Origin of the sequence: Mucilaginibacter gossypiicola (assembly GCF_900110105.1) — a bacterium.
In the GTDB taxonomy this organism is placed as follows: domain Bacteria; phylum Bacteroidota; class Bacteroidia; order Sphingobacteriales; family Sphingobacteriaceae; genus Mucilaginibacter; species Mucilaginibacter gossypiicola.
Map to the genome: position 1 here is coordinate 783,568 of NZ_FOCL01000002.1, position 19,603 is coordinate 803,170.

Here is a 19,603-nt window from a genome sequence, read left to right on the forward strand (position 1 = left end):
GATAAATTATATTTCAGATGGTAGATGTGCAGATTACAGATGTGCAGATTTTGGACGTGCGGATGTGCAAATATGCAGATGAAAAATGTTAATAATTGTTAATTAGATAGTTTAAAAACACAGTGTCAAATGACGGCATTTTTACGCCCTGTATGCATACAACCAATATACATGGTAACTAAGCCCCATTAATTTGCACATCTATCATCTGCATATTTGCACATCCGCACGTCTGCACATCTGAAATAATTTTACGTTATTTGGACTGTGCCCAGCATGAACCCATATCAACAGAAAAAACGTTGGAAATATTTGCTCCTTGCATTTGCCGTTGTAATTGCAATTGGCTCATTACTTTATACCCGTTACCTGGTAAAAAACATTGAGCGTTCGGAACGTACCCGCGCCCAGGTTTGGGCCATAAGTATGCGCCAGATACTTGCCTCAGATGATAATGATTTTTTAAACTATGTAATAGCCGTGCGTGATAGCCTCACCGTGCCCGCTATTGTAACTGACGAAAAAGGTGAAATAGTTTTACAGCGAGGTTTAGACACCACAAAGACTTTTATTAAGCTGGAAGCCGAAAGCAATAAAAAGAAAAAATATGATCCGGCTTATTTTAAAGAGGAGCTTCAATATATGAAGGGGCAGCATGCTCCTATTAAACTCCAGGTTTTGGGCGAAGAGAACTTTGTTTACTATAAAGACTCCCCACTGCTTACACAACTGCGCTTATTCCCTTATATCCAGCTTACTGTAATTGCTATATTTTTATTGATGGCCTATACCGCCTTCAGCTCGTCAAGAAAATCGGAGCAGGACCAGGTTTGGGTTGGCTTAGCCAAAGAAACGGCCCACCAGCTTGGTACGCCTATATCATCGCTCATTGCCTGGATTGAGCTAATGAAAGAGAAGTTTAATGCCGAAGATGATGTGCTGATTGCCGAAATGGAAAACGATGTAAAGCGCCTGGAAATAGTAGCAGATCGATTTTCGAAAATCGGCTCCAAATCCGTATTGGAAGAACATGGCGTGTATGCTGTAGTTAAGGATTTTGTTGATTATTTTAAAGTTCGCGTAAGCAAAAATATCAACTTCGAGCTTACCGGAAACCCTCATCTAAAAGCAGGACTTAATATTCCGCTGTTTGATTGGGTTATAGAGAATATCTTAAAAAATGCAGTTAACGCTATTGAAGGAAAGGGCAGTATCAAAGTAGAAATCAGCGGTAACAAGGTAAAAAACCAAATCTTTATCGATATTACCGATACCGGCAAAGGTATTCCCCGTTCTAAATTTGATACCGTTTTTCAACCCGGCTATACTACCCGTAAGCGGGGATGGGGGCTGGGCCTGTCGCTTACCAAACGTATAGTGGAAAATTACCACAACGGACAAATCTTTGTAAAAGACTCGGAAGTAGGCAAGGGAACAACATTCAGGATAATACTAAAAAACACGCGCAATGATAACAAAACCAAAACCAGGTGATTATTCGCCGTTTGCAGCGGGATATGTAGGGCTTGTTGGCGACAATGATGTAATTAACATGCTCGAACAGCAGATGGATATCAGCTACCAGCTGCTCAGCAATTTAACCGACGAAGAAGCTTTACATGCCTATGCCCCCGGCAAATGGACAGTTAAGCAGGCTTTGGGACACATGATTGATACCGAACGCACGTTTGCTTACAGGGCATTAGTGTTTTCACGCAACCATATTGAACTACCCGGTTTTGACCAGGATGTTTACGTTAACAATACCGATTTTAACAGTCAAAATATAAAAGATCTGGCTGAAGAGTTCAGGGCTTTGCGCAAGGGCAACCTTTATATGGTTAAAGCTTTCAGTGATGAACAATTAGCCCGTACAGGCATAGCCAGCAACCATTTGTTTACTGTAGCGGCGTTTGTATTTATGCTGGCCGGGCATGAGCGCCACCATTTAAACTTATTTAAAGAGCGGTATGGGATAGGGTAAGCCTGCCGCTCTTGTTTAAAACGAATTAATACCTTTTATAAAAAACACGGGTACGTAAAAACGGCCAAACCAAACAGAATATTATTCCCCTTAAAAACCAATACCAGGTCCATGGCATACTGGAGAAGATATTGTTAGGCATTTCCGGGCGACCACTGACGGCAACACAAATTGCCCCAATTATTGGTGATATAAACATCCAGCAGGCCCAGGCACCTAATCCCCACAGAAAGGCTTTCCAAAACTTTGGCCTTGGACTAAACACCATATCATATATAACCTTATTTTCTTCCGGTATGGTAGTCGGTTTCTCTACAAAACGAGGCCTTTGATCGGATTTATCCTCACGGCTTTTTTGCGGCTTATCCTGCCGTTCTTTTTGGGGTTCATCCCTTTTAAACTCGCTGCCACAATAAAGGCATTTGCTTATTTCCTGGGTATAATTGTATTCAAGCTGCCCGCCGCAATTACTGCAGCTAAGTGCTTTGTTGTTTGCTAATGACATGGTTTAAGCCGTGATTTGTCGGCGAATATAATTATTGGCCACAAACAAAAAAAGCCCAGCCAAAGGGCCGGGCCTTAAATAATATTGAATAAATCGCTTATAGTTTTTCGATACGCTGATCTTCTTTATCCAGCACTTCCTTTTTTTCGATACGGTATGAAATAAACAAGCCCGCTCCTCCAAAAATAGCTATCAGTGCTACGTATAAAAAGAAAACATCGTCGTCAAAACTATTGAATATGCCACGGTTTAAAACATATGCTAAAAACAATCCGATACCTGAGCCAATGAGCAACAAGCCCCATTTTAAATTTTGGTAAGGAGCCGATTGTGGTTTATAACTCCTTGGATCCATGTTTCTTTCGATCATAGCTAATTTCTCCCGTTTGTTTAAGTAAACGATCCCGAAGATCATTGCGAATAAGCTGAGGGGTATTATAATTCCTGCTAATACACCCAATTCACCTGCGCCCATAATATTTGTTTTTTTTAATTAAGTTAATTTTGTTTTTTCTCTCTGCAAATACCCCCGTTGTGGTGTATTTGTAAGCTATGACCACATGTTTTTTAAACAGGTTACACCCTGAATAAAAATATTTTCAACTAAACTTAATTGACTAAACCACTTGTCATGTTGAGCGATAGCGAAACTTGTTCTTCTATAAACATAACAGACATGCATGGCGAAGGAGAGGCTTCGTTAGTACCTATGGACATGATAAATAAAGAATATTCCCGTCAGCAGGTAAGCTTCGGGTGAAAGCGGGCAGAACAATGGTGGCCTTGAGCGCAGGAAAGGGCATAGCAAGTTTTTGCAGAAGCGTTGGGAAAGCGGGAGCGCAGCGGGGCAAAATAATTGCAGCCCGTGGTTCTGCCCGCTTTGCAGGGCAAAGGCTTGTGCGGCAAAGAAGCCTATCTGCTGACTTGACTTTTTGGATACTTTTGTGTCAAGACAAAAGTATCTGGCCCCGCGCGGCCAAGAGCGCGACGATGTTAGTTAATAGAACAAAGATCGTTGCCTATCTGTAAGGGTTTGTTTCATCCCTTACTAATGGAGTGACTTTATGTTACTGATTATTCAGGTATATTTTCAGCTTATTTATAAATATGGGCGTTGCCTGCGGCCCGGGCTTTCCATTACAAGTCCTCGCTTTGCCCACACACAACCCCGGCACACGCTCCGGGCTTTTCATTCCAATCCCTAACGCGGCCCCTGCACCCCATCGTTAAAATATATTTTACACGCCATCACGTTTATTCAGGGTTTCCCTGATAATTACTCGCCCTGTATAAAAAACTTATTGAAAAGTTTTTTATACAGGGTACAACAAAGCCAACCAATTCAAATAAATTTATTCGTATTAACTTTGCCTTAATGACAAGTGCGGCTACTCCATTTAACCTGCAGGGGCAGGACCTTTTATTACTTCCACAAAAAGCCATTTACTGGCAGCAGCAAAAAGCGCTGATAGTTGCCGATGTACACCTGGGCAAGGTTGGGCATTTTCGCAAAGCGGGGATAGCCATACCACGCGATATGGAGCAGAGCGACCTGGCTGTACTTTCTGATCTTATTTATGAACATAAACCTGAGAAATTAATTTTTTTGGGCGATCTGTTCCATAGCGATATGAATAACGACTGGGATTGGTTCATCCTTTGGCGCAGCCAGTTTCCTGCATTACAGATCATACTCATCCGCGGCAATCATGATATAATCGATGATAAGCATTACCGCAACCTTAATATCGAACTGCATGACGATTTATTGATAGGCCCATTCCTGATGATGCATCATCCGCTTGCCGATGATCAGCAGGCAGCAGGCTATGTTTTTTGCGGGCACATCCACCCGGGCGTAAACCTGAGCGGCAGGGGGCGACAAAGTATTACGCTGCCATGTTTTGCTTTCGGAAGCCGGCAGGTTATACTGCCGTCGTTCGGTAAATTTACGGGCCGGGTTGCTATCCGCAGCCTTCAAAACGACAGGATCTTTGCTGTATTGAAAGATAAGGTAGTGGCTATCGCCTGATTTTTAGCACTGCACTAACCTTTATTACAGCTCATTAACTGTCATGACAGTGTATTTACACCTTAACAGCCAGTCCATTGCTTTAGATTGATTCTAAATAGATTTTTGATCTTCAATAAGCCAAAACCTCTTCTATGTTTTGTTATTTAATAAATACTTTTGCCTAACAAATCCAATTCATAATGAGCGAATTCAAACAAACCTTAAACTCGTCGCTGGGCAAAAAGCTGATCATGGCTTTAACAGGCTTGTTTCTGTGTACCTTTTTAATTGTACACGTAGGCGGCAACCTGCTGTTGTTTAAACACGATGACGGTTTCAGTTTTAACGTGTATGCCAACTTCCTTACGCATTTTCCGCCTATCGAAGTAATTGCATACCTGTTGTACCTTTCCATTTTAGTGCATGCACTATACGGTTTGATCCTGACTGTCAAAAACCGTAAAGCCCGTCCTGTACGTTATGCAGTAGCGGCAAAATCTGATGCCTCATGGTCATCAAAAAACATGGGCCTTTTAGGTTCAATCATGTTCCTGTTCATCGTTATCCACATGGGCGATTTCTGGTTCCGTTACCACAACGACCAAACCATGGGCTTTAAAGAGTACCGTACCGATCTGGCTACAGGCGTTACCACCGCTGCCGAATACAAACCGGTTAACGCTGATTTCAGCCACTCTGTATCAACCGAAAACAATGTAGAGGTTGTAAGGGTAAAAGACCTGCATGCACGCGTTGTTTATAGCTTCAGCAACATTATTTACGTTATATTTTACGTAATAGCCATGGGCGCTGTAGCATTTCACTTGCTGCATGGTTTCCAGAGCGCATTCCGCACGCTGGGCTGGGTACACCGCAAATACACCCCGGTAGTTTACTTTATTGGCACATGGCTGTTTGCGGTTATTATTCCGCTGCTTTTTGCAGCCATGCCGGTTTATTACTACTATTTATCAACCCAGGGAGCTCACTAAGTTAGCTGGCCAAAAGCCACAAACATAAACATATAGAAGAGATGACATTAGATGCTAAAATTCCTCAAGGCCCATTAGCCGAAAAATGGAGCAAGCATAAATTTGATCTGAAGCTGGTTAACCCCGCCAACAAGCGTAAATACGATATCATCATTGTAGGTACCGGTTTGGCAGGCGCTTCGGCAGCTGCCACTTTAGGCGAGCTGGGTTACAACGTTAAGGCATTTTGTTTTCAGGACAGCCCACGCCGTGCGCACTCTATTGCTGCACAGGGTGGTATCAATGCTGCTAAAAACTATCAAAATGACGGCGACAGCGTTTTCCGTTTATTTTACGATACCATTAAAGGTGGTGACTACCGCGCCCGCGAGTCAAACGTTCACCGTTTGGCCGAAGTTTCGGTAAACATCATTGACCAGTGCGTTGCCCAGGGCGTACCTTTTGCCCGCGAATACGGCGGCTTACTTGATAACCGTTCATTCGGTGGTTCGCAGGTATCGCGTACATTCTACGCGAGGGGCCAAACAGGACAACAGCTTTTATTAGGTGCTTACTCTGCCCTTAACCGTCAGATCCACGCCGGTAAGGTAAAAGTATACACCCGTCACGAAATGCTTGACGTGGTAACTATTGATGGCCATGCCAAAGGTATTGTTACCCGTAATATGCTAACCGGCGCCATTGATACGCATGCAGGTCACGCGGTATTGTTATGTACCGGTGGCTACAGCAACGTGTTCTACCTGTCAACAAACGCTATCGGCTCAAACGTAACGGCAGCCTGGAGAGCACACAAACGCGGTGCTTTCTTTGGTAACCCTTGCTATACTCAAATTCACCCAACCTGTATCCCGGTAACCGGCGATCACCAGTCGAAGCTTACGCTGATGTCTGAATCGTTACGTAACGACGGTAGGGTATGGGCACCAAAAACGGTTGAAATTGCCGAGCAATTGCGCAAAGGCACATTGAAAGCCGACCAGGTTAAAGAAGATGACCGCGATTACTTCTTAGAGCGTAAATACCCGGCCTTCGGTAACCTTGTTCCGCGCGATGTGGCTTCACGTAACGCCAAAGAAATGGTTGAAGAGGGCAGAGGCGTAGGCGGTTCGGGCTTTGCAGTATTCCTTGATTTTGCCGATGCCATCAAACGTTTAGGCGAAGAAACCGTTAAAGCCAAATACGGTAACCTGTTTGATATGTACATCCAGATCACGGATGAAAACCCGTATAAACAACCAATGCGTATTTACCCTGCGGTTCACTATACCATGGGTGGCCTTTGGGTTGATTATAACCTGAGCACTACCATTCCTGGTTTATATGCTTTGGGCGAGTGTAACTTCTCCGATCACGGCGCTAACCGCCTTGGTGCATCAGCATTGATGCAAGGTTTATCTGACGGTTACTTTGTGATCCCTTATACCCTTGGTGATTACCTGGCTAAAATTGGCCCTAAAAAGGTTGACACTAACCACCCAGCTTTCGCAGCCACCAAAAAAGATGTAGTTGACCACGTAAATAAATTGCTGGCCCTTAAAGGCAACAAAACTACCAACGAGTACCACCGCGAACTTGGCCACATTATGTGGGAGTACTGCGGCATGGCCCGTACCGAAGAAGGCTTGAAAAAAGCCAAAGGTTTGATCCAGGCATTGAAAGCTGATTTCTGGAAAAACGCTATCGTAACCGGCGAAAACGAAGAAGTAAATGCTTCATTGGAAAGAGCGGGTCGCGTGGCCGATTTCATTGAGCTTGGCGAGCTGATGATCGATGACGCTTTGATGCGTAAAGAATCATGCGGTGGCCACTTCAGGGTTGAATCGCAAACACCAGATGGTGAAGCACTGCGCGATGACGAAAACTTTGCGTTCGTAGCTGCCTGGGAGTTTAAAGGCGAGAACCAGCCGGAAGAGTTACATAAAGAGCAATTGACATTTGAAGCAGTTCACCTGTCTCAAAGAAACTATGCTTAATTAGAGAATGGTTGATTAGGTGAGTGGTTGATAAAGTTAAACCCACTCACCCAATCAACCACTCACTCAATCAACAAAAACAACGATAACTCAAATCTAAAACAAAGATGAGTAACGGAAATATGAACCTGACGCTTAAAGTATGGCGTCAAAAAAATGCTCAAACCGCGGGTAAATTTGTAAGCTACAAAGCTGAAAATATTTCGCCTGACATGTCGTTCCTTGAAATGCTCGACGTGGTTAACGAAAGCCTGACCCACAAAGGCGATGAGCCAATAAACTTTGACCACGACTGCCGCGAAGGTATTTGCGGTATGTGTTCATTATATATCAATGGTCACCCACACGGACCAAAACGCGGTATCACTACCTGCCAGCTCCACATGCGTACTTTCCACGATGGCGAAACTATCACCATTGAGCCATGGCGCGCAGAAGCATTCCCAATTGTTAAAGACTTAGCGGTTGACCGCTCTGCCTTTGACAGGATCCAACAGGCTGGTGGTTATGTTTCGGTGAACACCGGTGGTGTACCTGATGGCAACGCTATCCCTATCCCTAAGGTTATTGCCGACGAGGCTTTCAACTCGGCCACCTGTATCGGTTGCGGTGCGTGCGTTGCTGCTTGTAAAAATGCATCTGCTATGCTGTTTGTATCGGCTAAGATCACTCAGCTGGGTTTATTGCCACAAGGTCAACCAGAGCGTTACCGTCGTGTGCAATCAATGGTAGCCCAGATGGACGAAGAAGGCTTTGGTAGCTGTACCAACACCGGCGCCTGCGAAGCTGAGTGCCCTAAAGAAATTAAGCTGACCAACATTGCCCGCATGAACAACGACTATTTCAGCGCGAAACTGTTCAGGGAAGAAGAAGTACACGAACAAAATCATTAATTGATTTTCTGTATAGTATAGCAAACGGCCCGGTGAAACCGGGCCGTTTTTGTTTTAGGAGTGATATAAACCATGTCATTGCGAGGAACGAAGCAATCGCACGGAAGCATAGCCGCTCTGTATAGCATGCGATTGCCGCGCTACGCTCGCAATGACATAGTTTTTGACGTCACTCTTTTTTTAATTGTCCTTTGTTTATATATCTTCCCAAAAGCATAAATTTAAATCACAAAAACTACAAGCATCCTATGCAATTCGACCCGGAAAACCATGTTAACAAACTTTGTGCTCAAGGAATGTTATTGGAAGGCGAAGCCAAACGAGATGAAGCTGCCGCATTGTTTCATCAGGCCTGGAATGAAGCAACAAATGCCCTTGAGAAGCTCATTGCCACACATTATGTAGCACGGCATCAACAGAACGTTGCAGATAAATTAAAATGGGACGAAACTGCGTTAAAATTCGCTTTTGAAATAGAAGGGCAGGAGATAAAAGGGGTTTATCCTTCACTTTATCTTAATATTGCCAAATGCCATGAGGATTTGGAAGACTTTGATAAAGCGCGTGAAAACTATCAGTCGGCCCTGAGCTATACCAGCTTCTTACCTGACGATGGTTATGGTAATATGATCAAAGCCGGAATTAATAATGGCATAGAGCGTGTTCAATCAAATACAAGATAAGTCCCTCCTTCATTGCCGTTGGTTTTAACCAACGGATAACAAACAACTAAGCAAAAGGGCTTCAGCCCAAATCCCGCATGTTTATTTTGGCTAAAGCCGCTTATCATCTTAGCTTATTCCGTTGGTTAAAACCAACGGCAATGAAATTTTACTTCAGCATATTAAAAAGCCTCAATATCCTCGCTTCGCCTCAGTCCGGCATTTTTGCATATTTTTGCGGGGCGACTAAATTTTGATGGTTTGCTCACATCCCTTTATTCATTAGCTTATCTACAAGTCTTCAATAAAGGCTACTCAATACTTAACCACTCTGGATGAAATTCTCTTTACATCTTTTCGACTTTTCGCAAAAAATCAACTATAAAAACGAAATCCTGGCCGGTTTAACCGTAGCCATGACCATGATGCCCGAATCATTATCATTTGCCATACTCGCCGGCTTTCCGCCGCTGATGGGCTTGTATGCCGCCTTTATCATGGGCTTGGTAACCTCCATATTTGGCGGCCGCCCTGGGTTGGTGTCGGGCGGAGCCGGGGCAACTGTTGTGGTACTGATAGCGCTTATGAAATCGCATGGGCTGGAGTATGTTTTTGCCGCGGTGGCTTTAGCCGGCGTAATACAAATTCTGGTTGGTTTGTTTAAACTGGGCAAGTTTATCCGCCTGGTACCGCAACCGGTAATGTACGGCTTTGTTAACGGCCTCGCCGTCATCATTTTCATGGCACAACTTGAGCAATTCAAAACCGTAGTTAACGGACAGGAAGCCTGGCTCAGCGGCACGCCGTTGTTGATCATGGCTGGCTTGGTAGCTTTAACTATAGCCATCGTAATCATTCTACCTAAGTTTACCAAAGCCGTGCCACCATCGCTTGTTGCTATTATTGTAGTGTTTGTGCTGGTCTTAGGCTTTGGCATTCATACCAAAACAGTAAGAGATATCGCGGCAGTAAGCGGTGGCTTTCCGCCGTTTCATATTCCGGCTATCCCTTTTAATATCGATACTTTAAAGATCATTTTCCCTTACGCGCTCATCATGGCAGGCGTTGGCCTTACCGAAGGCTTGTTAACCCTAAACCTTGTTGATGAAATGACCGCTACCCGGGGCAACAGCAACCGCGAATGCATTGCGCAGGGTAGTGCCAATATCCTCAACGGCTTCTTTTCGGGCATGGGCGGCTGCCCTATGATTGCCCAAACGCTGGTTAACCTATCGGCAGGGGCCAGGGCGAGGCTATCAGGCATCATTGCATCACTCACAATCCTGCTTATTATCCTTTTCGGCGCCCCTGTTATCGAAAAACTGCCTATGGCCGCACTTACAGGAGTAATGATCATGGTTGCAATCAGCACCTTCGAATGGATCAGTTTCCGGATCATTAACAAAATGCCTAAACAAGACGTATTTGTGGGGGTCCTCGTAGCGCTGATCACGATATGGCTCCACAACCTTGCCCTTGCGGTATTGATAGGCGTTATTATTTCGGCCCTGGTTTTTGCGTGGGAAAGCGCCAAACGCATTCGTGCCCGCAAATACGTTGACGAAGCGGGTGTAAAACATTATGAAATATACGGTCCGCTGTTTTTTGGTTCGGTGATGGCTTTTAATGAAAAGTTTGATATCGCCAATGACCCGCAGGAAGTCATCATCGATTTTAAAGATAGCCGCATTGCAGATATGTCGGGCATTGAGGCATTGAATAAGCTAACCGAAAAATATCACGGAGCTGGCAAAAAACTGCACTTAAAACACGTAAGTGACGATTGCAGAACACTGCTTAAAAATGCAGAAGGGATCATCCAGGTGAATATTTTGGAAGATCCCTCGTATAGGGTGGTTGAGAAGTAATTTTCCGTAGAGACGCATCACATGCGTCTCCCGCTTTACAAATCACACCGGATAAGCTCTTACTAATTGTCTGCCTTAAGGAAGACGCATGTGATGCGTCTCTACATTCCTTTTTTAACGCTGTTTACTCAGCAACATCAATCACCAGCTTACCGTTCGCCTTGCCGTTCTCCAATATATCATGAGCATCATTGGCACTTGCAAGTGTAAAAGAACGCTCGTCAACCAGCGGAACAAGCTTACCTGCATCTGCAAGTTTGGTAGCTTCCTCCATAATTTCGCCATGATGCTTGCGTCCTTTCCCGGCAATCATCGGCATCAAAGTAAATACGCCCGAATAAGTAGCCCCACGGAATGATAAAGGCGCCAGCTTATGCTCTCCCCAGCCCAAACAGCTTACCACATGCCCGGTATAATAACGGGCGGCAACAAATGAGGCATCTAACGTAGCACCACCCAAAGTGTCATAAACAATATCAAATCCCTCACCATTGGTATATTTGTTCACATATTCTTCAACGGTTGTGGCCCTGTAATCAATAAAAGTAGCACCAATGCTTTCAATATATTGCTGTTGTGCTGCGCTACCGGTAGCATAAACATCGGCTCCAAACGCCCTGGCTATTTGAACTGCCAAATGTCCAACACCGCCAGCGCCACCATGCACCAATACTTTTTGACCTTCATGCACATTTGCCCTATCCACAAGGCCTTCCCAGGCGGTAATGAAATTAAGCGGCATAGAGGCCGATTGGCGCATACTTAAGCTTGATGGTTTAACAGCAAGCAAATCGGCATCAAAAGCGGCATATTGCGCATAAGTGCCCTGTAAGCCGCCAATGCCACCGGCAAGTCCATACACTTCATCGCCTGCCTTAAAACGGGTTACACCGGCGCCAACAGCTTCAACGATACCGGCAAAGTCCATCCCTAAAATGGCAGGTAATGGCTGTTTGGCATGCCCGCCCTTGCCGGTGCGGATCTTGTTATCCAATACACTTACACCACTTGCTATAATGCGTACCAGTACCTGGCCTTCTGCAGCGGCAGGGCGTTCAACTTCGGTTATGGTAAAAGGGGCATTTGCTTCGGTGGCCATTAGTGCCTGCATGGTAGTTGTATTTTGAGTTTCCATTTTAGTAATTCTGCGTTGTTTGATTTTATAGTACAAAATTATACAACACACAGCCTGTTTACCTTGTACAAATCCTCGTAATAATTGTACATTTACACTATGGCTAAAGATAATTTATACCAGCCGTTCGAGATCGTATTGCGCGAGCCTCTCCATACCTGTCCCCGCAGCGAACATTCGCACAGCTTTTTTGAGTTTATTTATATTGTAAGCGGCACCGGGAAGCAGTGTATCAACAAAAGCAAATTCATATATAAGCCCGGCCACTTATTTCTGCTTACGCCCGATGATTCTCATTATTTTGAGATAGCAACCTCAACGCAATTCCTCTTCATCCGTTTTAATATGGCTTACATCAAGGACTACAAACTGCCGGGCGATGCAGCTAAACACCTTGAGTTTATCCTTAAAAATGCAGCCCAGGCACCCGGCTGTGTATTAAAGCACCATGAAGACAGCGCCATTGTGAAACCTATTATGCAAGCCATTATCAGCGAGCAAAATAAAAACAACCTTTATAGCAAAGAGCTTTTGCAGCAATACATCAACACCATTATTGTTATAGTTGCCCGCAATATTGCCATGAACATGCCCGATGAGGTTGATGAAAATACAGAGGAAAAAACACTTGATATTTTGCAATACGTTCAGACTAATATCTACTTCCCCGAAAAGCTGAGAGCAGAAGCCATTGCAGATAAAATGGGGATTTCAGATACTTACGTAGGCCGCTATTTTAAAAAGCATACCGGCGAAAGCCTGCAGCAGTACATCATCAATTACAAACTTAAGCTTATCGAAAACCGACTGCTGCACAGCAACATGCGTATGGTTGAAATTGCCAATGAGCTTGGTTTTAATGACGAGAGCCACCTGAACCGGATCTTCAAAAAATACAGAAATATAAACCCTTCGGAGTTTAGGAAAACCGGGGCGCCGCCGGCTATGGCTTAGGGCATTTAGTCTGATGCATCTTCTGCATGGTCCAGCCACCATTTTCCGTTCAGGCATTTAAAATAATGAAAAACCAACACCCCGGTATCTTCAACCATCAACTGAACCTTAACCGTAGTTTTGTTAACCCAATGTTTCTCCATCAATATTGTACCTCCCGGTAGTAAATTAATCTGCTTCCACTTTTGCATCGGCACTATGTGTACAAGGGCTTTTTCTTCCTCTGTATCCGGCAGCTCTATCACTTTAAAAGGGAATTTAACCCGTGATATCTGAAATGCGGCATCGGCATTAAACTTCTTAAAAAAAAGATTAAAATCTTCGGAGCCCGACTGGGTAATATTGTTATCTATTTCCTGATTTAACTGCTTTACCGGTGTTTTTAAACTACAAAATAATATCAGCGCTGTAGTAGCTATAATGGAAGTAAAATTGCCGCCTGATTGATATAACATGATATGGCCTGGTATAAAAATATATTGCTAATATACATAATACCCTGTTAACATACGCATTAAATAAGTCGCCCCGCTTTCGGTTCATATCAATTAAAACAATCCATGTTTCGCAACAACAAAATAACAAATATCGCACAAATTGAAAATTTGATTAAAAAAACTTTAAAAATTTCAAAATAATTTGCTTTTTTATCAAAAACACTTCATAAATTACAATTTCTAAAGATAACTGATTATCAATTTTTAAACTATTGTAATTTTTTCATGGAAGAATCAGCTTATTTTGACAAATACAACCCAATAAATAACGTTTGGGATGAAATGTATGGCTTAGATGCTAATGTTCGAGAACATTATCGCAAAGTTATTGACTACATTTCAAAAGAATCGGCCGACGACCTGAATAAAAAGGAAGAACTTGCCAAACGACTGTTCATGAGCCAGGGCATTACCTTTACCGTTTACAACAGCGGCGAAGGCATTGAAAAGATATTTCCTTTTGATATTATTCCACGTATTATCACTGCCGATGAGTGGGCCTTTGTTGAACGGGGCATCAAGCAGCGCCTTAATGCGCTTAATCTTTTCCTGAAAGATATTTACCACAATCAGTTTATTGTAAAGGATGGCATAGTGCCGATTGATATCATTTATTCGTGCCCTCATTTTTTGCGCGAGATGTACCAGCTTCAGGTACCTTATGATATTTATGTGCACATTTCAGGCATCGACCTCATCCGCGATGAAGACGGCACTTTTTATGTGCTGGAAGATAACCTGCGCACCCCATCGGGTGTAAGTTATATGCTCGAGAACCGGGAGATCACCAAACGGCTATTCCCTGATTTGCTGCCGCAATGCAGCGTGCGCAGCGTTACCGAGTATCCATCTATATTATATAAAAACCTCCTGGCGCTTTCGCCAAGGCAAATTCATAATCCAACTATTGTTTTACTTACGCCGGGCATTTACAATTCGGCCTATTTTGAACATACCACGCTGGCCCGTTTAATGGGGGTAGAACTTGTGGAGGGGCGCGACCTGGTGGTGAACAATCATAAAGTTTACATGAAAACCACTACCGGCCTGCAGCAGGTAGATGTGATATACCGCCGTGTAGATGATGAATTTTTAGATCCGCTGGTATTTAACCCGGCAAGCATGCTGGGTGTGGCAGGTTTGATGGGCGCATACCGCAAAGGCAATGTAGCCATTGTAAACGCAACAGGTACAGGTGTTGCCGATGATAAAGCGGTATATGCCTATGTACCCGACATGATCCGCTATTACCTGAACGAAGAGCCGATACTCAAAAATGTACCAACCCACCAGTTGGGCAATCCCGACGAGCGCGAAATGGTGTTTAAAAACCTCAATAAAATGGTGGTTAAAAAAACCAATGGCAGTGGCGGCTACGGGATGCTGATGGGCCATGCGGCAAGCGAACAGGAAATTGATGAATACAAAAAGGAAATACTGAAAGATCCGCGCAATTTCATAGCGCAGCCAACCATCAGCCTTTCGGCGGCACCCTGTTATATGCAAGGCGAATTAAAGCCGCGTAGGGTTGACTTAAGGCCTTATGCGCTTTATGGCCCCGATGGTATTGAAATTGTACCTGGCGGTTTAACCCGTGTGGCCTTAAAAGAAGGCTCGCTGGTAGTAAACAGCTCGCAGGGCGGTGGCAGTAAGGATACCTGGGTTTTGGCCTGAGGTTAAAGAAGAAGGAATTGCGAATAAAATCCCCTCTTGAGAGGGGGCGCGGAAGGCAGCGCAGTAGCAGAGGTGTGTTTCTGCGATAAGCTTATTACATGCGTAAACACACCCCTACACCCCTCTCAAGAGGGGAATCGCACAAGCCCGCGCTTTTTGAATAAAGAAATAAAGTATAATTAACAAAACCTGGCGGTATTAATCCGCCAGTATAATCATTCCCCCTTTAGGGGGTTAGGGGGCTCTTATGTTAAGCAGGGTTGCAGCAAGTTTTTATTGGTTAAGCCGTTACATTGAACGCAGCGATGGTATGCTGCGGATGTTAAAAATTAATTACGCCTCATCGCAGGATACGGTGCAGGAATTTACATGGGAGCCTGTAATGAGGATTTTTGCCGGGCTTAACGCCGGCGAGGCCGAAAAGCTGGACAACGACAGCCGGTCGGTTTTAAAGTATATGGTTACCGGAAAAAACAATCCTAATTCCATACTTAATATCATCACACTGGCACGAGAAAATGCCCGTGGCGTGCAGGAGCACATTACCAAGGACCTTTGGCAATGCCTTAATGAATATTACCACACCGTAAAAGATCCGCGCCTGGAACGTTCCCTGCACCGGGAGGACCCGATAGGCGTACTGGATGTGCTGATAAAACAGGTAATGCTTTATTACGGTACGGTAGAAATTACCATGGAACGCGGCGAAGGCCGTGCGTTTATGAACATTGGGAAATACCTGGAGCGGGCTATCCAGTCGGTTGATATTTTGGATACCAAGTTTAGTTCGATAAGTGACAACCCGGACCTCCTTACTGATACCACGTACTGGAAACATTTGTTGCTTTCATTGGGCGGATATGAGCTGTATTTAAAAACCTACCGCGAAGGCTTTGAGGCCGAAAACGTTTTGGAACAGGTTGTATTGAACAATGATTTCCCACGCTCGGTTATCTATTCGGTAAATAATATTCAGCGTTATTTCGACAGGTTGAAGAACGACAGCAATGCCGACGACTATCGGGAAATGTCGTTCCAGATAGGCAGGTTACAAAGCCGCATCAAATACAGTTCGGTAAAAAGCATTAAGCAGGAGGGGCTGCACCTGTTCCTCACCCAGATCAGGAGCGAACTGTACGGCGTGGGCAATTCATTAAATCAGCACTATTTTGCTAATTCATAAACTTAATTTGAAAATGTGCCGATTTGAAGACGAATCAATTTTCAAATCGACACATCTTCAAATTATTCAATTAACCAGTTAATAGATTTTGATTTGAAGTTTTGAAAACCTATTCCCTCATTTTCAAATTTTCAAATCCTCAAATTAAAAAATTAAAGCAATGCCTGAATTTAAAATCCAACATATTACAAAATATACCTATGAGGGCCCTGTGCGCGACAGCGCCAACCAAATTATCCTGTTCCCGATAAAAGACGACTACCAGGAAGTAATTAAGCAGGAGCTCAACATAACCGGGAACCCGGTAGTTGATACGCACACCGACTATTACGGTAATGAAGTTGGCAGTTTCACGTACAGCAATCAGCACAATATGCTGGTTATTAACTCAAAACTGGTTGTTACTACCCGTCAGCGTCCTTTGCCGGTAAACGATATTTTTCCTGAACAGCAATGGGAAGATCTTAAGCGCCTTCAGTACATGGTGCCTTATATTGATTTTCTAAAGCAGGAATATTTTGAGGGCCTGCCCGAACTGCAGGAAGTAGTTGAACAGGAGCGACGTAAAGACGAAACACCTTTCCAGGTGGCGCTTCGTTTTTGTGGTTGGGTATACAAAAACTTTGAGTACATCAAAGGGGTTACTACCGTTGAAACCACACTTGATGAAGTATGGAAGCTTAGAGCAGGCGTTTGTCAGGATTTTGCCCATATTTTGATGGTCATGCTCCGCCAGCTTAAAATACCATCGCGCTATGTAAGCGGTTATATTTGCACCCACAGCAGCGCTATGCGCGGCGAAGGCGCCACCCATGCCTGGGCCGAAGTTTACGTACCCGATTACGGCTGGCTCGGTATCGACCCTACCAACAACTGCGTTGCCAATGAAACCCATGTACGCCTGGCTGTAGGCCGCAATTTTTCCGACTGCTCGCCGGTTAAAGGTGTTTATAAAGGTGCTTATGGCCACAAACTGGAAGTATCCGTAGTTGTTGATGATGCCGATACTATTGTTTTTGAGGATAAAGCTCACGAAACACCTGCCGTACACGCGGTAACCGAATTTTCTAAAAACAGCTATCAACGGTACATGGAGATTATTCAGCAGCAACAACAACAGCAGCAGTAGTTTTCAGTTGGCGGTTTTCAGTTGGCAGAATGCACACAGAAAATATTTCATTGCGAGGAGGAACGACGAAGCAATCTCGTAGCTATACAGGAGGGCGGACATGCATTGGCTACGAGATTGCCGCGCTACGCTCGCAATGACATGATTTTTTATAGGTAATTCGTCACCGTTGTTGATCGCGAAACATCACAGCTTTTGCGGAACTCAAGAAATCCTCAAATCATGCAAATCAAGGTTCCACACTCTGATAAAAAGCAACCAGGTTTGGCGCTATTACATGCACATCGTGCTGCTCTTCAATCAGGCGACGGGCGTTGAGGCCAATGTTGCGGCAAAATTCCTCGTCGGTAATGCAACGCGCAATAGCATCATAAAACTCCTGCCGGTTGTTGGCAATGAGAATATTGGCGCCATTGGTAAAATTAATACCCTCGGCACCCAACGAGGTGGAGATGATACACTTTTCCATGGCCATACCTTCCACTATCTTAACCCGCATACCTCCGCTCGAAAGTAAAGGCACTACCATAATAGCCTTACTGTTCACAAACTCCGAAGCATCGTCAACCTCTCCCTGGATAAAGATCTTTCCCATCGCCTCGTAATCATCAAAGCTATCGGGGATATTATGACCTGCGACATAAAATTTTACGCGAAGGTCCCCCTCGGTAAGATCTTTATAAAAATTTTCGATAAACCACTCAATCCCCTCCCGGTTGGGCATCCAATCTAACGAACCTAAAAAAAACAAGCTCGGGAATTCCGTTTTATTGTAGTCGGGCTTATAATCGGGCAGGGAGATCCCCACCGGAAAAATATCAACCGGAATGGTAACGCCGTACGATACCATCGTTTTTTTGTCCTCGTTGGTAAATACGGCAATGCCATCAAATTTATTGAGCTGCTGCAGCTCGTAATCTTTAACCCTGCGGGCCAGCAAATGCAGGTACCATTTCTTAAACAGATCGCTTTTTTGTTGCGCCAGCCGCATCCATACCTGGTGCTCGATATTGTGCGACCTGTAGATTAACCGGGCTTGCGTATGCTTACGCATGGCAGCCAGGTATGGCGTTACAAACAAACCCTCAAACTGAATAACATCATATGCCGTTTGGCGCAATTCGCGTAGCAGGAGTTTTTCAAATTCGGCATCGTAATAGCGGTCAACATCGTTTGCTTTTTTGTTGAACAGATTGGTTACGGCATCAAGTACCGATACATTGATATTGATATCGTATGATGTATAGCGGATCTTTTGCAGCAGTTCATCTTCGGTTGTTTGTACACTGCCATTATATCTTTTACCATTTAAAGCCACCAGCGCAACTTCATGCCCAAGTGCAATCAACCCTTTAATGGTATTGCAAACCACAATGGCGTAACCGCCATTTTGCGGAAATGGTACACGATGTGTTAAAATTAGGATCTTCAAACGGTGGAATGGGTTTTTAACAAAAATACCATCCTGAACGTGGTATTCAAAACTTCATTAAAAAATACTTAACTGCGGATCGGTAACCCTGAAGGTACGACGATGATAGGGCGTAAAACCTATCTTCATTACTGTTTCGCGATGCTTTGTAGTAGGATAACCCTTGTTGGTATGCCAGTCATACTCCGGGTGTTCAGCCGCTATTTGCATCATATAATCGTCGCGGTAAGTTTTAGCCAATATGGATGCCGCCGCAATGCTGAAATATTTTCCATCGCCCTTAATAATACACTCATGCGGGATGTTCCTGTATTTTTTGAAACGGTTTCCGTCAATGATCAAAAACTGGGGCTCAAGATGTAATTTTTCAATAGCCCTGTGCATGGCCAGGAATGATGCATTGAGGATATTAATTTCATCTATTTCCAGGTTATCAACAGATGCCACGGCATAGGCAACGGCATTCTTCTCAATTTCGGCACGAAGCTGATACCTTATTTCTTCGGTAACTTGTTTGGAATCATTCAGTAACTGATGGTTAAAATCGGGAGGTAAAATAACCGCAGCGGCAAAAACCGGCCCGGCAAGGCAACCGCGCCCGGCTTCATCGCATCCTGCTTCTAAAAATTCGTACTGGTACCTGGCTGATAGCATCCGGCAAATATAATAAGTGTTGTAAACGTGTTAGCGGGGCAATTAGTATGA

General features: G+C 44.1%; 18 protein-coding genes. 12 read left to right on the top strand and 6 right to left on the bottom strand.

The genetic code is table 11. From position 1 onward, the window contains the following. Nucleotides 1–276 precede the first annotated feature (276 nt). Together BMX50_RS08685 and BMX50_RS08690 are read left to right on the top strand one after the other, a co-directional pair. Nucleotides 277–1,494 carry a sensor histidine kinase gene (locus BMX50_RS08685; RefSeq protein ID WP_091210097.1) on the top strand — a complete coding sequence of 406 codons (1,218 nt, stop codon included), beginning with the start codon at nt 277–279 and terminating at the stop codon, nt 1,492–1,494. Further along, on the top strand, nt 1,469–1,984 hold the full coding sequence (locus tag BMX50_RS08690; protein WP_091210098.1) for a DinB family protein: 516 nt from the start codon (nt 1,469–1,471) through the stop codon (nt 1,982–1,984). The genes BMX50_RS08685 and BMX50_RS08690 overlap by 26 nt, the downstream gene beginning before the upstream one ends. Before the next feature lie 25 nt (nt 1,985–2,009). Here BMX50_RS08690 and BMX50_RS08695 read toward each other — a convergent pair whose 3' ends face one another. Then, on the bottom strand, nt 2,010–2,489 hold the full coding sequence (locus tag BMX50_RS08695) for a DUF1129 domain-containing protein (RefSeq protein WP_091210099.1): 480 nt from the start codon (nt 2,487–2,489) through the stop codon (nt 2,010–2,012). A gap of 97 nt (nt 2,490–2,586) precedes the next feature. Then, a complete protein-coding gene (locus tag BMX50_RS08700; protein ID WP_091210100.1) occupies nt 2,587–2,964 on the bottom strand; it encodes a DUF6249 domain-containing protein in 378 nt (125 codons plus the stop codon). Nucleotides 2,965–3,864: 900 nt separating this feature from the next. On the opposite strand from BMX50_RS08700, the gene pdeM reads away from it, so the two are divergent. From pdeM to BMX50_RS08735, 6 genes are all read left to right on the top strand, one after another. Continuing rightward, nucleotides 3,865–4,521, top strand: coding sequence for a ligase-associated DNA damage response endonuclease PdeM (gene pdeM, locus BMX50_RS08710; RefSeq protein WP_091210102.1), 657 nt, complete (start codon nt 3,865–3,867; stop codon nt 4,519–4,521). 182 nt (nt 4,522–4,703) lie between these two features. Continuing rightward, nucleotides 4,704–5,495, top strand: coding sequence for a succinate dehydrogenase cytochrome b subunit (locus BMX50_RS08715; protein ID WP_091210103.1), 792 nt, complete (start codon nt 4,704–4,706; stop codon nt 5,493–5,495). 41 nt (nt 5,496–5,536) lie between these two features. Beyond that, nucleotides 5,537–7,471: a fumarate reductase/succinate dehydrogenase flavoprotein subunit gene (locus BMX50_RS08720; protein ID WP_091210104.1), complete on the top strand. Its 1,935-nt coding sequence runs from the start codon at nt 5,537–5,539 to the stop codon at nt 7,469–7,471. Between the two features lie 107 nt (nt 7,472–7,578). Then, nucleotides 7,579–8,364, top strand: coding sequence for a succinate dehydrogenase/fumarate reductase iron-sulfur subunit (locus BMX50_RS08725; protein WP_091210105.1), 786 nt, complete (start codon nt 7,579–7,581; stop codon nt 8,362–8,364). Nucleotides 8,365–8,612: 248 nt separating this feature from the next. After that, a complete protein-coding gene (locus BMX50_RS08730; RefSeq protein WP_091210106.1) occupies nt 8,613–9,047 on the top strand; it encodes an rRNA adenine methyltransferase in 435 nt (144 codons plus the stop codon). 314 nt (nt 9,048–9,361) lie between these two features. Further along, on the top strand, nt 9,362–10,894 hold the full coding sequence (locus BMX50_RS08735; RefSeq protein ID WP_091210107.1) for a SulP family inorganic anion transporter: 1,533 nt from the start codon (nt 9,362–9,364) through the stop codon (nt 10,892–10,894). Between the two features lie 124 nt (nt 10,895–11,018). Here the strand turns inward: BMX50_RS08735 and BMX50_RS08740 are convergent, their stop codons facing one another. Beyond that, nucleotides 11,019–12,029: a zinc-dependent alcohol dehydrogenase family protein gene (locus tag BMX50_RS08740; protein WP_208864667.1), complete on the bottom strand. Its 1,011-nt coding sequence runs from the start codon at nt 12,027–12,029 to the stop codon at nt 11,019–11,021. Between the two features lie 99 nt (nt 12,030–12,128). Between BMX50_RS08740 and BMX50_RS08745 the strand changes: the two genes are divergently transcribed. Further along, a complete protein-coding gene (locus tag BMX50_RS08745) occupies nt 12,129–12,983 on the top strand; it encodes an AraC family transcriptional regulator (protein WP_091210108.1) in 855 nt (284 codons plus the stop codon). 5 nt (nt 12,984–12,988) lie between these two features. Here the strand turns inward: BMX50_RS08745 and BMX50_RS08750 are convergent, their stop codons facing one another. Next, nucleotides 12,989–13,438: a DUF4348 domain-containing protein gene (locus BMX50_RS08750; RefSeq protein WP_091210109.1), complete on the bottom strand. Its 450-nt coding sequence runs from the start codon at nt 13,436–13,438 to the stop codon at nt 12,989–12,991. A 267-nt stretch (nt 13,439–13,705) separates the two neighbouring features. On the opposite strand from BMX50_RS08750, the gene BMX50_RS08755 reads away from it, so the two are divergent. From BMX50_RS08755 to BMX50_RS08765, 3 genes are all read left to right on the top strand, one after another. Continuing rightward, nucleotides 13,706–15,154, top strand: coding sequence for a circularly permuted type 2 ATP-grasp protein (locus BMX50_RS08755; protein WP_091210110.1), 1,449 nt, complete (start codon nt 13,706–13,708; stop codon nt 15,152–15,154). Between the two features lie 247 nt (nt 15,155–15,401). Continuing rightward, entirely contained in the window at nt 15,402–16,337 is a 936-nt protein-coding gene (locus BMX50_RS08760) for an alpha-E domain-containing protein (protein ID WP_091210111.1), read from the top strand. A 160-nt stretch (nt 16,338–16,497) separates the two neighbouring features. Then, on the top strand, nt 16,498–17,466 hold the full coding sequence (locus BMX50_RS08765) for a transglutaminase family protein (protein WP_091210112.1): 969 nt from the start codon (nt 16,498–16,500) through the stop codon (nt 17,464–17,466). A gap of 229 nt (nt 17,467–17,695) precedes the next feature. Here BMX50_RS08765 and BMX50_RS08770 read toward each other — a convergent pair whose 3' ends face one another. Then, entirely contained in the window at nt 17,696–18,898 is a 1,203-nt protein-coding gene (locus BMX50_RS08770; protein ID WP_091210113.1) for a glycosyltransferase family 4 protein, read from the bottom strand. Nucleotides 18,899–18,955: 57 nt separating this feature from the next. Next, on the bottom strand, nt 18,956–19,552 hold the full coding sequence (locus tag BMX50_RS08775; RefSeq protein ID WP_091210114.1) for a ribonuclease HII: 597 nt from the start codon (nt 19,550–19,552) through the stop codon (nt 18,956–18,958). Nucleotides 19,553–19,603: the final 51 nt, after the last annotated feature.

Bases quoted from the DNA above. Each gene is read 5' to 3' on its own strand.
- BMX50_RS08685 (WP_091210097.1), top strand. From the start codon at position 277: ATGAACCCATATCAACAGAAAAAACGTTGGAAATATTTGCTCCTTGCA.
- BMX50_RS08690 (WP_091210098.1), top strand. From the start codon at position 1,469: ATGATAACAAAACCAAAACCAGGTGATTATTCGCCGTTTGCAGCGGGA.
- BMX50_RS08695 (WP_091210099.1), bottom strand. From the start codon at position 2,489: ATGTCATTAGCAAACAACAAAGCACTTAGCTGCAGTAATTGCGGCGGG.
- BMX50_RS08700 (WP_091210100.1), bottom strand. From the start codon at position 2,964: ATGGGCGCAGGTGAATTGGGTGTATTAGCAGGAATTATAATACCCCTC.
- pdeM (WP_091210102.1), top strand. From the start codon at position 3,865: ATGACAAGTGCGGCTACTCCATTTAACCTGCAGGGGCAGGACCTTTTA.
- BMX50_RS08715 (WP_091210103.1), top strand. From the start codon at position 4,704: ATGAGCGAATTCAAACAAACCTTAAACTCGTCGCTGGGCAAAAAGCTG.
- BMX50_RS08720 (WP_091210104.1), top strand. From the start codon at position 5,537: ATGACATTAGATGCTAAAATTCCTCAAGGCCCATTAGCCGAAAAATGG.
- BMX50_RS08725 (WP_091210105.1), top strand. From the start codon at position 7,579: ATGAGTAACGGAAATATGAACCTGACGCTTAAAGTATGGCGTCAAAAA.
- BMX50_RS08730 (WP_091210106.1), top strand. From the start codon at position 8,613: ATGCAATTCGACCCGGAAAACCATGTTAACAAACTTTGTGCTCAAGGA.
- BMX50_RS08735 (WP_091210107.1), top strand. From the start codon at position 9,362: ATGAAATTCTCTTTACATCTTTTCGACTTTTCGCAAAAAATCAACTAT.
- BMX50_RS08740 (WP_208864667.1), bottom strand. From the start codon at position 12,029: ATGGAAACTCAAAATACAACTACCATGCAGGCACTAATGGCCACCGAA.
- BMX50_RS08745 (WP_091210108.1), top strand. From the start codon at position 12,129: ATGGCTAAAGATAATTTATACCAGCCGTTCGAGATCGTATTGCGCGAG.
- BMX50_RS08750 (WP_091210109.1), bottom strand. From the start codon at position 13,438: ATGTTATATCAATCAGGCGGCAATTTTACTTCCATTATAGCTACTACA.
- BMX50_RS08755 (WP_091210110.1), top strand. From the start codon at position 13,706: ATGGAAGAATCAGCTTATTTTGACAAATACAACCCAATAAATAACGTT.
- BMX50_RS08760 (WP_091210111.1), top strand. From the start codon at position 15,402: ATGTTAAGCAGGGTTGCAGCAAGTTTTTATTGGTTAAGCCGTTACATT.
- BMX50_RS08765 (WP_091210112.1), top strand. From the start codon at position 16,498: ATGCCTGAATTTAAAATCCAACATATTACAAAATATACCTATGAGGGC.
- BMX50_RS08775 (WP_091210114.1), bottom strand. From the start codon at position 19,552: ATGCTATCAGCCAGGTACCAGTACGAATTTTTAGAAGCAGGATGCGAT.